14 protein-coding genes are annotated in these 12,232 nt (G+C 39.9%); all 14 read right to left on the bottom strand.

Annotation, left to right across the window (positions count from 1 at the left end; all coding sequences use genetic code 11):
- Window positions 1-34 precede the first annotated feature (34 nt).
- Window positions 35-826, bottom strand: a complete 792-nt coding sequence (locus B9A52_RS06440) for a hypothetical protein (protein WP_084119522.1) — start codon at window positions 824-826, stop codon at window positions 35-37.
- A 44-nt stretch (window positions 827-870) separates the two neighbouring features.
- Complete coding sequence (locus tag B9A52_RS06435) at window positions 871-2,250, bottom strand: APC family permease (protein WP_084119521.1); 1,380 nt, start codon at window positions 2,248-2,250, stop codon at window positions 871-873.
- Window positions 2,250-3,212 carry a hypothetical protein gene (locus B9A52_RS06430; protein ID WP_084119520.1) on the bottom strand — a complete coding sequence of 321 codons (963 nt, stop codon included), beginning with the start codon at window positions 3,210-3,212 and terminating at the stop codon, window positions 2,250-2,252. The genes B9A52_RS06435 and B9A52_RS06430 overlap by 1 nt, the downstream gene beginning before the upstream one ends.
- Before the next feature lie 29 nt (window positions 3,213-3,241).
- Window positions 3,242-3,979 (bottom strand): DUF6090 family protein, encoded by a 738-nt coding sequence (locus B9A52_RS06425; protein WP_084119519.1) that lies wholly within the window; start codon window positions 3,977-3,979, stop codon window positions 3,242-3,244.
- A gap of 22 nt (window positions 3,980-4,001) precedes the next feature.
- Window positions 4,002-6,197 carry an alpha/beta hydrolase domain-containing protein gene (locus B9A52_RS06420; protein ID WP_157370084.1) on the bottom strand — a complete coding sequence of 732 codons (2,196 nt, stop codon included), beginning with the start codon at window positions 6,195-6,197 and terminating at the stop codon, window positions 4,002-4,004.
- Window positions 6,198-6,219: 22 nt separating this feature from the next.
- On the bottom strand, window positions 6,220-6,741 hold the full coding sequence (locus tag B9A52_RS06415; protein WP_157370083.1) for a hypothetical protein: 522 nt from the start codon (window positions 6,739-6,741) through the stop codon (window positions 6,220-6,222).
- Window positions 6,742-6,822: 81 nt separating this feature from the next.
- Window positions 6,823-7,449, bottom strand: a complete 627-nt coding sequence (locus tag B9A52_RS06410) for a hypothetical protein (protein WP_084119516.1) — start codon at window positions 7,447-7,449, stop codon at window positions 6,823-6,825.
- Window positions 7,450-7,509: 60 nt separating this feature from the next.
- Window positions 7,510-8,226, bottom strand: coding sequence for a hypothetical protein (locus B9A52_RS06405; RefSeq protein WP_084119515.1), 717 nt, complete (start codon window positions 8,224-8,226; stop codon window positions 7,510-7,512).
- Between the two features lie 37 nt (window positions 8,227-8,263).
- Window positions 8,264-8,452, bottom strand: coding sequence for a hypothetical protein (locus B9A52_RS06400; protein ID WP_084119514.1), 189 nt, complete (start codon window positions 8,450-8,452; stop codon window positions 8,264-8,266).
- Between the two features lie 102 nt (window positions 8,453-8,554).
- A complete protein-coding gene (locus B9A52_RS06395) occupies window positions 8,555-9,448 on the bottom strand; it encodes an alpha/beta hydrolase (protein WP_084119513.1) in 894 nt (297 codons plus the stop codon).
- Complete coding sequence (locus B9A52_RS06390; protein WP_084119512.1) at window positions 9,445-9,930, bottom strand: ester cyclase; 486 nt, start codon at window positions 9,928-9,930, stop codon at window positions 9,445-9,447. Before B9A52_RS06390 ends, B9A52_RS06395 begins: the two co-directional genes overlap by 4 nt.
- Before the next feature lie 271 nt (window positions 9,931-10,201).
- The gene (locus tag B9A52_RS06385; RefSeq protein ID WP_084119511.1) at window positions 10,202-10,564 is read right to left on the bottom strand and encodes an amidohydrolase family protein; all 363 of its coding nucleotides are present in this window, start codon (window positions 10,562-10,564) and stop codon (window positions 10,202-10,204) included.
- Complete coding sequence (locus tag B9A52_RS06380; RefSeq protein ID WP_084119510.1) at window positions 10,522-11,688, bottom strand: amidohydrolase family protein; 1,167 nt, start codon at window positions 11,686-11,688, stop codon at window positions 10,522-10,524. The genes B9A52_RS06385 and B9A52_RS06380 overlap by 43 nt, the downstream gene beginning before the upstream one ends.
- Window positions 11,652-12,140, bottom strand: coding sequence for a nuclear transport factor 2 family protein (locus tag B9A52_RS06375; protein ID WP_084119509.1), 489 nt, complete (start codon window positions 12,138-12,140; stop codon window positions 11,652-11,654). Before B9A52_RS06375 ends, B9A52_RS06380 begins: the two co-directional genes overlap by 37 nt.
- Window positions 12,141-12,232: the final 92 nt, after the last annotated feature.

Raw genomic sequence — 12,232 nt, 5'->3', positions numbered from 1 at the left:
TTCTGAAGAATTTGATCATACGGTTTTCTACTTTTTATTTAGGAATATATGGTTTGGCTTGCATGGAGGGATACTTTGCTAAAATCAGGGAATCCATTTGGTCAATGACTTTTTCAAGTCTGTGGTAGACATTGATCATTTTGTTTGAAGACTCAATAAGATCAGCCAATAGATTGGCAAATTCCCTGCTTTGGATGAGGTCATCAAATGAAGATCCAAATGGAGATGGGTGATAACTGATAATCCATTGACCTTTTACATAGTTTCCACGTAAAGCTGAACGATCTACGAAGCGATTCAGAAATGGTCGGAGTTCCCGATTCACGAATTGGACATAAGACTCTTCAGAATGGTTCAAATGCTCCATCTGATATTTTAATTCAGCAAGGTTGTTTCGCAGTAAGTCAGAGGAAATTATTTCAAGATCACCCGAATTGGCCAACACATCATAGATGGTGGTAGAAGTGCCCGACATCCCCTGCAAAGTCAACAGGTGAAGGTGCATCTCCAATTTTTCATCGTCAGGTCGAATTGATGGATTATTGATAATCAGTAATAAAGTATCGGCATTCCCTATTACAGTCTCCCAGGTCCCTATGCCCTTTTTAAAAAGAAATCTGGAAAGTTGAAATCCATCTAAGATATCCTGAGAAATACGCTGTTCTTCTTTGGCGTTTATTCTGTTTTGATTCCAATCATTGATTTGCAAAGCAATCAGAATTCCAATGACGACAAGCAGGATTTCTCCAAAAGCATAAAGCAGGTACCGCTTCAGATTACCTTTATTTATCAACTTCTGCCGTATTTTTCTAAAGAATTTGATCATTCGTTCATTTATTAAATTTTAGATTAGCTTGGAAAGGCTTTAGCCTATTCGGAAAGTGCATTCTCGATCGGCTCCGGTTCAAATAGCTTCTTCTTCATTTTATACTTAACCCACCACCAAGCGAATGCACCTGCGATCAATAGAATAATTCCTGCATTGAGGTAAACTTGTCGGGTCATATCCGGAGAAGGAGAATTATTTAGAATCATATACACCATGCCGATTATACCTAATATTTGTGGAAATGGATACCAGGGCGATTTGAACGGCCGTGAGATAGTTGGGTATTTTTTTCTAAGGACCACTAAATCAATATGAGCAATAATATAGGCAATTAGCCAAATAGTGCCTGCAGAAATCATCAAAGTTAAAATGATGTCTTGTTTACCGCTTAGCAGAAGAGTGGGAATTAAAATGATCGATGCCACAAATATAATCCCTACCCAAGGCGCTTTGGTTTTGGGGTGAATCTTCATAAAGATTTTAGGCATTTGATTATTATGCGCCATTCCAAACAACATCCTTGGCAGGGTTGCGATTACGGTATTGATGGTGCTGCAGGTGGCAGTGATAGCAAGCACGGCCATTATCAATTTACCTTTCTCACCAAACAACTCCAATACGAGAAGCCAATGTGGAATGTCGGATCCTGCCAACTCACCGGCAGGCACTGTCCTGTACCCTGCAAGTGCAATCAGAAAATAAATAACCATCAGGAAAACTGCTGCCCATATCATCGAGCGAGGTATATTTTTCTTCGGATTTTTAGTTTCCTCTATCAAAGGACAAACGAATTCAAGCGCAAAAAAAGACCATAAAGCCAACATGGTAAGATTAAGGACATTAAAATCAAGATGACTAATCCCCTCAACAATTGAACTAATGGGAAGACCTCTTGGGTCGGAATGAGTCAGTCCAACAACTCCTATCACGACCATACTTGTCAACATCAAGTAAGACAATAAACTCTGCACTTTAGAAAATAAATCTACACCAATCAAATTGAGAATGGTAAACATTACCAAAACAATCACACCTGTATAAACAAAACTGCCAGGATACAATACATCGAGAATGTACTCCAACAAAAACAGCTCTGCAGGCAAGCCAAAAATAGCGGGCGCGAGGTATCCTGCTATACTAGCCACTATGGCCGGAAAATGGCCAATAGCGACCTCTGTGTAGGAGCTGATGCTGCCTGCCTTGGGCAGCAAGAGGGCTAATTCTGAATAGGTGAAAACGTAACAAAGCGTCAGCACAAAAGCGATGAGCATTGCCACAAAAAAGCTCGCCCCACCTATCCCAACACCCTGCAAAATGGACACAAAAACAACCTGAGATACCACTACCCCGACAGCCACCGCAAATAATGAAGGCAAGCCTAAGGTTCTATTCAATTCTCCGGTATAAGTGGATTGACCCATCAATTTAGCTTAATGACATAAAACATGGCTCCGCTGTCTTTTGCTGAAATATACCCATCAATGGAATAGGGTTCTGTTGAGGTGGCGTCCTTTATTAAAGGGACTCTTTTTTTACTCCGATAGGGGGAATAGTGTACTCTTGTGCCATTTAATGCTTCACAAGCTGCTCCTGTCCACTGATTAGACGCAGCAACAAGCATATATTGGCAGCCATGATGACGAAATGTCTCAGCTGATGCAGCTACCAATTCAAAAGTGTCCTCTTTGGGAAGGGCCGGTGACCGGGCAATTAAAAAATGTAAACCTACCTTTTGGTTTTCAAGAGCCATCCTAAACTCTTGATATTTCTCTTTTAAAGCTTCAACCGCCTCATGTTCCTGTGTAAAAATCAAATCAAAATTTGGGGTGTAAACTTGGATTATTGTATCAAGAAAAGGATCTCCGTCTCTAAATGGCGCATCCTCGGCTTTCATCACAGAATTGAATGCCCCTCCGATTACGCTTTTATTCTCATCAAGAATTGCTAACGAAAAATCAACAGAATCAGCATTGATTTTAATGTTTTCAATTGGGTCGGATGGGTTGGTAAGTGAAAATAAACGGATAAACCAAAAAAAGTTATTCTCAGAAGTCCATTCCCCAAATCCTTCATTACCGAATGGGTCATGATGGAAGCTGTTCAGCAATTGTTCAGGCATTAATGACGGAAGCTGTACATGCCTCACCATGGGTTCATTTTGGGCAAAAGACCTGGCTGTTATGCTTGCCAATTCCAATATCTGCTTATTCGTCAGCTTTGTTAGTGCTTCTGTTTTAAACTTATTGCTTCTATACTTCTTTATTTCTGTCCAATCTACAAGGGTTAAAAATAACGGAAGTTCGCACAGACCGTGGCTTTCTATATCATTTGCTTTTGGATAATGGCACCAGGGTAATTGTTGGGGAGAAAGGTTTCGATTCATAAATAAATTAAAATTTTTCTTAGGTCTAACTATTTCAACTCTTCCGCTATCATTGCCATCAACTTATTGTTCTGCTCTATGGCAGTCATTCTCACTTCAATGGACACGACCCTTGAATGTCGCCACCAGCTTAGAAAACCACGATAGTTTTGGGCATTTACAAGCTCATTGTAATCAAATGGAATTATTTTAAGGCTTTCAAATGCTTGATGTGGTACAGAAGGCATCGTTTCAAAAAGTGCTGTAACCATGGGCCACATGGTGTTGGCTACGTTGTCCTCTGAAATTCGTCCCGTTTCAGCAATTTCCTGATAATTGCCTTCATACAAATCGATGATTGCTTTTCTCAATGCGGTAGATTTGATGATATCCAGTCCCTGCGACTTGAGTGATTCATATCCTGAGGATTTTTTGAGTGATCCCGGCCAATAGGCCACATTTAAAAAGTGAAAACCTAAACTGTCGTGGTAGCCTTTTTTCATTTTTAGGTTTTCCAACACAATATCAATGGACTTAACTACAGCTTCTTCTTCATTGATTTCTTGTAGGAACTGCGCATTGTTGTACTCTAGGTTTTCTGCTATTTCCCGCAATATCTCATGGCTTTTTGCCAATTCTTTTCTGCCTTCGTTCCAATTATTGACTTGTAGAGCAATTAAAATTCCAATGACCACGAGAACAATCTCACCTATGGCATAGAGCAGGTATCTGCTGAGTTTGTTTTCAATAAGTAGACTTTGGCGAATTTTCCTGAAAAATTTTATCATCGATTCATTGTTTTGTTTATTGCTACTTCCAGAAAGGCCATGTTTCCAGCATCACTGGTGGCCAGTTTTTCGCTTTTGCATCAGCAATGATTCTATCAGCGTCTTCCTGCGTCAGCAATCGGTCCCCAAGCAATTTGTTTGTTTCAATAATCACATTTTTAACATAGGACTCTTTTCCATCGTATCGCTCTTCGAGGCTTAGGCGGGAATCGCCGCTACTTTCCCGCTCAGCTTGTGTCAAAGCTAGAGGCCAGAAAGAACCAAAAAAGCTGGTCATGTAGTTTGGAGCATTTGCTTGATTTCTGCGGGGATTAAATCCCTGGTATGTGCCTAGGGGGACAGTAATATCCGGTAGTCTGATGCCCCCAATTCCATTGCCGTCTTTATCTACTGCAGGTACAAGTGTAGGGTAGTGCCCAATGACCACCGGTGGAATGTTGCTCATTATACCCTTGTTCCAAAATTCGGGCCCATAGTCACATATCGGAGGCTGGAAGTTTCTGCCCGGATGCCGCATACCTGGAATGGCCGGCATTAGCTGCTTGTGTTCTGCAGCGGTGATCAATTCATTACGGTCAATCCTCGGATATCTGCTATCCGCAGGTTCTATTTCTTTTGTAACCCAATCATCCATCATAATTAGAAAGGATCTTATTAAAGGCCCGGAATCTATAATACTTAATGAATGCTGGGCAACTTCAAGGTATCTCCTTGGAGTAGGACCATGTGGGGCGCCATTGATCAAATAAATCCTAACATTTTTGTGAACACTGGCATCCTTGCTTCCATCTATGGTGGTATGGACTAGTGATGCCGAACGGTTCCAGTATTCCAATGCTGAGTTGGTAATCAGAATCTTGGGCATCTTGCCGAGCTTCTTAGCCACAGCCAATACGTCATTTTCGCCACCTGAACCAAGATCATCGTCTGCAAGAAAATTAAACGGCGGATAATCAGCCGGCATATAATTGCCTTGCAAATCTAAGGGATGATGGGTCGTCTGGACAAAACGGGAGTTAAAACCACCTTTACCACCTCCAGCCACATGAATACGGGCGCCATCGAAAACCATTCTTTCATTTTCGTCCACATGAAAACCCTGCATAAGCATATGTGCAATGAAACGTGCGGGCTGAGAGTATCCGAAAACATAAGTGTATTTGATGGCAGGTTCTTTCCCGAGTTCGGTTTCAGAAATCAGTGGATTGTGAAAACCGAAAGCATCCTCATACTCATATTTAAAAAAGGATAAGATATCCCTTACTGCGGCAAAACCTAACCCCGCAACTTTTGGGTTCTTAACCTCATAGATCAGCTCATAAATTTCCCCCGGTTGAAATCCATTTTTAAGATATAAACTTAGGGAGTCAGCAAAAATTTCATCGCCTTTTTGAGATGAGTAACTCCATTGATCATTTGGGATTATTGTTCTCTTCCCTTCAGGAGTATCTCTGACAGTCAGCACATCCATGTTATTATGCGGGTAATTTGCTGAGGGATAACCACGGCTTTGCTTTGCCAAAGGCATAGTTTGCAAAGCTTTCAAACTCATATTATTAACTATCTCTGCTGCTATTTTTTGCCTAATGCTTTGCTCTCCATCCTTAGCATAGGGCACCTCAAATTGAAACCTGTCATCTCCCTCAGTCACATCCCAATTCCAACCACTGAAAAGAAGGCTGTATCCTTGATGTAAAAGGAACCCATCACCGGCTTGTTCTAATGTTTGAGGGTTATTGGTTAATTGACCTCCATTAAGACTGGCAAAAGTAAAGATGCGCCCTCGGTTATTGACCTCATAAACCAATCGTCCATTTGCCTTGCTCATATCAAGAGGTATTAGCAGCATAAAATCTCCCGAAAACTCCACCATTCCCCGAACATTTTTTGGCGCAAATTCCAAATCGACTATGGCTGCACTTGCAGGATTTTCCGGGTCAACCTCGTAATGGATTGTACCCCTTATTTTTTCATATTGGCCAACATTGCCAAAGAAATGTCCATTTGCCAACAGTACACGCTCCTCAACCACCACCCGGACTACTTTAGCCTCAGCTGTTTTCATTGCTAAGGCAAACATCATCATTAAAATTAACCGGGAAAACGTAGTTGCATATTGTCCTACAGAAGGCCTATGATTAGATAGTATATTATCCAATTTAATGTGGGTTTTGACATTGGTCGGGGAAAATGAAATTCTATTTGAGTGGGTTGTCATGGTTGTTTCTTTAAATTATCCGTTATTTTTCAGACCATCCAGGCGTCAAAACATCACGCACATCTATATGATTGATTTGGTCAATTATTTCACCTGCTTCATTCAAGGTAAATCGTTCGGCAACATAGACGATAGCAGGTGGTTCAGCATTGTAATCAGTCACCACACTTTCTACAACTATGCTTGTTAATGACTCATTAAAGTAATAATCCGTGACTTTAAAGACCACTTCTTTTGCATTCGGTGTTAATAGAAGTGGTTTCCACCATTCATTAAACAATGCTTCCTTTCCTTTTAATTGAATTTTAGTACCATTTTTGGTAAATGGAGTACGCATTGTAACCTTTTCAGCATAAGGTATTATTGAAAAATCCCGTTCCTTAATTCCTTTTATGTAGGTTTCTACGGTGGAAATCAGTAGCTCCTTCTTGGCTATTTCTAACCCTTCATTTTTTTCCATTTTATTTTCGGCATCCTTACCTTGATTGCATGCAAATAGCATTAAAAGAGCTAAAGCAAGTGTTGGAAATGAAGTGATTCTCATATCGATTTCTTTTTAGTTATTTTATTCGTTGTTGGTGGTTCGTTTTCATTTTTTGCTTTGTTGCTGTTCTTTCTTTTGGTGTCAAAATATCAAATTGAAGGTAATTTGATGGATTATCCATAAGGAGAGAATCAATAAATAAGGTTGGTAATCCTTTTCATTCTTTCTATCCAGCAATATCAATGAAATCAGTATCAGATAAATCAGCACACAGAGCGCATTCTGATTTACGTTATCCGGTAGATTTAAAAGCAACACACCTATTCTACCCAGCGTAGGGTCAAGAAATACCAATGCGATGCCAATCATATATCTCATATGTTTTGCAACATTCTTTCTATGATATATTGCCAACGAATACAAAATAATCAACATGATGGCATCTGATAAAGGGAAAAATAAATTTGGGCTACCAGAACTTGCCATTCGCATGATTCCAGGAATAAATGAAAGAATGAGCAAGGGGAAAACAAAATATGAAATCCTTCCAACTATCCGGTGCTGCTTATATTTCCTGTTCCTTATCAAAAAGGGCTGAATGATCAGCATAAAAAGCCAAATTGAAGCAATTGCTGCATGTATATGAATGTAGGTTGTAGTCTCCTGAAATTCCGGAAATTGACTTAAATACCTTTTATAAAATCCCAAAAAAGCAAGTGGAACCAAAAGCAGGAAGAAGTACCCTAAATTTTTATATGCTTTTTCCATTTTTATAAATTTTATGTAATCATTGCCAAATCAGGGTTTATCAATTTTCAATACATTTTTTCAATTCATGGCTTTTACTATTCCCTCCGCAAAGGACTGCCACCATGCTGTATAAGGAACATACATCAAAAGCAAATTGGGAATGCCCAAAACAAGTAAGGCAACTACGAATGACTTGTTTTCAGAAAGTTTTTTATGATATAAGTCATACAGAACCAGCCCAACTAAAACCAAAATCATCAGTACGGCATTGGCATACATTGCCCCAACGAAATCCATTCCCAACCAAACCATACATATTCTTACAATTCCCGCACTGCCAACCACTATAGCTGTAGAAATCATAAACCTTAGGTGATTGGCTACCTTCTTTCTATAGATTATTGCCAATAGGTAAAAAACAGTAAATGGTAGAATATCCGTCAGGGGTAAAAACAACATGGAAAGACTCTTGATATGGTCTGTCCCATTTTCTGCGACGCTAATGACAAATGACCTTTGATACACAAGCGCCATTGAAATCACAATAATAGGTACGAGAACGTAGGAAAATTTCCCTATCATGCGATGCCATTGGTATTTCCTCTTGTTGATCAGGATGGGCTGAACAATGAGAACCACCAACCACAATGCCATAACAAAACCATGGAAATGGTGTAAGGCAACAAAACCTTCAAAATATGGAAAATGGGATAAGTAGGTGGGGAAAAAACCAATGAGAACAATTGCGGCAGTGACAGCAAAGAATAAAGCAATATTTTTAAATCCTTTTTCCATGTAGGTTGATGTATATGTTTTCAGTAGAATGTCTTACCTATTTTGCCTTCTGAATCTCATCTAAGATTTCATTATTTAAGGTGAGTAATTCTTTTGCCCCATTTATTTTTCTCTGGGTAAACCAGATTTGGTTGAAAATAAAATTTTCAAACTCTGAATCTGTTGCTACTTTGAGGTTTCCCTGTTCTAGTAATTTTTGCCTTATTCTCCTGAAAAATTTAATCATTGGTGGTTTGCCATATTTTTTGCCAGTCTAATTACAAAACGCTGTTGGTTTAAAATCGAGCATCTTTCAATTTAGTCTTATTTTCCAGAATTTTCTTTCATTTTATAAATTATTCAAGAATTTAAATATCTCGATATATGCATATTCCAATTCTTCCTTCGTCGGGCTATGTCCTCCATGGGGTATGTAGATTAGAATGTCTTTGTTTTTCCGAAGCCTGGGAACGAACTTTTCAAAAGTCTCCGGAGGAATCTGATCATCCAAGCCACCATGCCACAGAAAAATAGGTGGGTCGTTTTGATCAAAATAGGTGATCGGTTCGTAGATAGCGATGCTCTCTTTTGATTCATAATCCTCAGCTGGGAATAGCGCTCGGCCCACGGCTCTAAACTGTTCATTTTCATGCTCAGTAAAAATCCTTTCCACCACATCCAATCCATCCACAGGACCGGAAAAATTGATGATGCTTTCGATAACAATGTCTTCACCAAGTTTATTGGGATATTCGGGGTTGTTTTGGGCAAGTCCCACATTGGTGGCAATGTGCGCGCCTGCAGAAAAACCTGTCACAATCACCTTGTCCAGATTCAAACTATAGTCAGCATTGTTGGCTTGGAGAAAGTTCAAGGCATTTGTAAGGTCGCTTGTGGCCAATGGAATCCCTCTTTTCAACCTGTAATTCAGATTGATGACATTCAGGCCTTTTTTGAGGTAAGGTTCAATGTATCTTTCCTCCTGACTTTTGTCGCTAAAGTAATATCCTCCTCCATGAAGAAAGACAATCGTGTAATTACGTTTACCCAAGGATTTTGCTTTTTGGGAAAGGAAAATATCCATGGTTTGCTCCGTATCTGAACCATAGGAAACGTCTTTCAATACTTTGTAAACTGATTCCTTTTCAGCAGTTGAAAGGTCTATCGTGGATGTTAGTTTTTTGGAGCAGGAGGAAAGTAGGAATGAAAAAATAAGGAGCAGGTATAATGTGGTTATTTTCATTTTTTAGATAGTTGGTTTTTCAAACTTAATGCATCTGGAAAACCCCATTGCTCTGCTATTTTTCCATCAGCTATTCTGAATATCGAGGTTTCATAAATTGTTACTTTAATACCTGTAGAATCAAGTCCTTCAAATGCTCCCTGATGGGTACCTGTCGATTTATATCTTGTTACCACTTTGTCTCCTTCACTTACCATATCGACGATTTCTTCATACCAGTCCGGAAAAATTTTTCTATGGCTTGAGATTGAAAATTTTGCTCCTTCAATTCCGTTCCATTCAATTCCGTTTATAAAGTGGCAGACAAAATCCGGTGCCAAAATTTTTTCTAATTCCGAAACCTGTCCGCTACTCCAAACCCGATGAAAATTTTTCACAATATCCCGGTTAGCGTCCAGGTTAATTTCTTGTTTATCTGAACTACAGCTGTTTATAAACATACAGGTGCAAAGCATCAGGACTGTACAGAGTGATTTTTTCATTTTGGGGTTTGTTTAAGTAATGCTGAGCTATTAAAATTTGATATTTATAGAAAGGAGAATGACATCGGTTTCTGCGTCATCCCAAGGCACGAGGGATCTCAGGAGGTACAATTACACAGTTGAATTAGAGGAAAATTAACCCTTTTGGTCATAATCCTCCTTTCCCTGGACCGCGGGAGATGCCCCGAATCCCGATATTTATCGGGACGGGACAGGCTTTCCCGAGGTTCAGCATGACGCTCCGAAATTCTGTCATTGGTAATTTCCTTTGTTAATAAAACCCAACTTTTCCCCTCACCGACTCAAACAATTTCTTTGAATCATAGCCTACGCCGCTTTTGAATACATATTGGACTTTGCGCAAATCACTGATGTTCTTGGAAGGGTCTCCGTCAATGATCAACAAGTCGGCAGATTTTCCGATTTCAACCGTCCCGATTTTATCCTCAAATCCCAATGCAATTGACCCGTTCATAGTGGCAATCTTGATCGCTTCCAATGGGCTGAAGCCATCCGCTTCCACCAATAATTCAATGGCCCGCCAGTTTCCAAAGCCTGCAATCGTGCCTCCATTACCCGTCGGGTCGGAACCTACAGTGAGCAATCCCCCCATATCATAAAACATCTTCTCCATTTTGGCATTGTTGGCAAATACACTGTCGTCAAGCGTTGGGCCTGGGGAGGATTTTTTCTGGACAACATGTTGAGGTAGTACTCCTTATTGGTAGGCGAAAAATAGCTGAGCAACTCCTCGCAAGGTTCAGGTTGGGTTGAAATACTGCCTTCCATGACAGCCAAGGTTGAAGTGATAATTACTTTCTTATCAATGAGGAATTGTAGTAGGTTCCGGACCTCATCGCTGTTGACATCCAAGTTGGCAAGCGATGGATCGAGATTGGGAGGACATTGGTTTTCGGCTTTGCCTTCCACAAAATCAGAACTCGCGTAAAAGCCATGTTCCAATTGGTCTATTCCCATTTCAGCTGCTTCTCTGTAGGTTACCGCACACAAATGAGCAGTAATTTTCAGGTTTCTCTCATGCACGGCATCTATAGCCGCTTGCAGAGAGGGTTTGTCTAAGAACATGTATCCCTTAAAGGAAGTAAAACCCTGATCTGCCCAATAATTGACAAAGGCACGGGCATCTTTCGGGGTTTCGATTCTGGGCATTTGAGCAAAAAAGGACCCTTTCCTTTCAAGGTAGGGAGCTGTAACCTCCATCGAAGGGCCTGGAATCTTTCCCTCGTCTATGTCCATTTTGAGGTTCAAGTCTGAATATGGCTCTATACTCCCTGCTGTCCTGATAGTGGTAGCACCAGACCCCAAATAAAGCCTCGGAAAAGTAACAGGCGTTTGTTTCAAATGGGCCATTCTTGGCGCAAAGGAATGACCCGAAATGTACATATGCTCATGCAACATGACCAAACCTGGCATCAAAGTTCTGCCATTCATGTCTATGATTTTTGCCTCTTTTGGTGGGCTTGCATCAGTATCGTCACCTATCCAAGTGATTTTACCATTGCTGATCATGATGGTCTGATTGGTTTTGGCAGGATTGCCTTTACCATCGATCAACAAAGCATTTTTGAAGACGATAACAGCATCCCGGTATGCAATATACTTTTGGGTTTCCTCGCTGAATTCGGTTTGGGAAAAGCCAAGCAATGAAGAGAAGGTAAGTAAGAGTAAAAGTGAAATCGTTTTTTTCATTTTAAAATATTTCAATTCCATGCCCATAAAATATTGATGATCTTCCATTCCCCGTTGATTTTTCCTAAGTGTATGTAATCAAAAAAAGCAAATTTGTTCTGTATGCCTTTGACTGTGGCGATATCGTTGGATATGTCATAAAAAATCACTTCAACCCGGTAAGGCTCTTCAGGATTTACACCTGCTTTATACATCGTTTTAAAGTCTACCGTTTTGATATTGAACAAAAGGTGTGACCATCCCATGATATCCAACTTGTAATTCCCTTTATTGTCTTTGGTGATCAGTCTTTTTGCCAATTCAGGATGCATGGCTTTTTCTACTCTTACAGCATCGTTGTCATGGAGTCCTTCAAGATAATTGAATACTGTTTCCTTGATTAGCAAAGTATCGCTTTTGGTTTGGCCGAAAAGGTTGCTGTTGAATGATAACATGCATAGAAAAACCAAGGCCAACCTTAATAATTGACGGAGTTGAGGTTTCTGGAGTGTCGTTTTCATTTTTTTTTGTTTAAAGTATCCTATTGAATATCAATTGACTCATTACTCTCTCATAAAATATTGATGATCTTGTAATCGTCTTTGGTTCTATA

This window comes from Aquiflexum balticum DSM 16537, assembly GCF_900176595.1.
Classification (GTDB): domain Bacteria; phylum Bacteroidota; class Bacteroidia; order Cytophagales; family Cyclobacteriaceae; genus Aquiflexum; species Aquiflexum balticum.
The sequence above is the reverse complement of the archived record's forward strand: the minus strand, read 5'-3'. Positions and strand labels throughout refer to the sequence as shown.

Excerpts from the sequence above, each read along its gene's own strand:
- B9A52_RS06440 (WP_084119522.1), bottom strand. The coding sequence starts at position 826 with ATGATCAAATTCTTTAGAAAAATACGGCAGAAGTTGATAAATAAAGGT.
- B9A52_RS06435 (WP_084119521.1), bottom strand. The coding sequence starts at position 2,250 with ATGGGTCAATCCACTTATACCGGAGAATTGAATAGAACCTTAGGCTTG.
- B9A52_RS06430 (WP_084119520.1), bottom strand. The coding sequence starts at position 3,212 with ATGAATCGAAACCTTTCTCCCCAACAATTACCCTGGTGCCATTATCCA.
- B9A52_RS06425 (WP_084119519.1), bottom strand. The coding sequence starts at position 3,979 with ATGATAAAATTTTTCAGGAAAATTCGCCAAAGTCTACTTATTGAAAAC.
- B9A52_RS06420 (WP_157370084.1), bottom strand. The coding sequence starts at position 6,197 with ATGACAACCCACTCAAATAGAATTTCATTTTCCCCGACCAATGTCAAA.
- B9A52_RS06415 (WP_157370083.1), bottom strand. The coding sequence starts at position 6,741 with ATGAGAATCACTTCATTTCCAACACTTGCTTTAGCTCTTTTAATGCTA.
- B9A52_RS06410 (WP_084119516.1), bottom strand. The coding sequence starts at position 7,449 with ATGGAAAAAGCATATAAAAATTTAGGGTACTTCTTCCTGCTTTTGGTT.
- B9A52_RS06405 (WP_084119515.1), bottom strand. The coding sequence starts at position 8,226 with ATGGAAAAAGGATTTAAAAATATTGCTTTATTCTTTGCTGTCACTGCC.
- B9A52_RS06400 (WP_084119514.1), bottom strand. The coding sequence starts at position 8,452 with ATGATTAAATTTTTCAGGAGAATAAGGCAAAAATTACTAGAACAGGGA.
- B9A52_RS06395 (WP_084119513.1), bottom strand. The coding sequence starts at position 9,448 with ATGAAAATAACCACATTATACCTGCTCCTTATTTTTTCATTCCTACTT.
- B9A52_RS06390 (WP_084119512.1), bottom strand. The coding sequence starts at position 9,930 with ATGAAAAAATCACTCTGTACAGTCCTGATGCTTTGCACCTGTATGTTT.
- B9A52_RS06385 (WP_084119511.1), bottom strand. The coding sequence starts at position 10,564 with ATGGAGAAGATGTTTTATGATATGGGGGGATTGCTCACTGTAGGTTCC.
- B9A52_RS06380 (WP_084119510.1), bottom strand. The coding sequence starts at position 11,688 with ATGGAAGATCATCAATATTTTATGGGCATGGAATTGAAATATTTTAAA.
- B9A52_RS06375 (WP_084119509.1), bottom strand. The coding sequence starts at position 12,140 with ATGAAAACGACACTCCAGAAACCTCAACTCCGTCAATTATTAAGGTTG.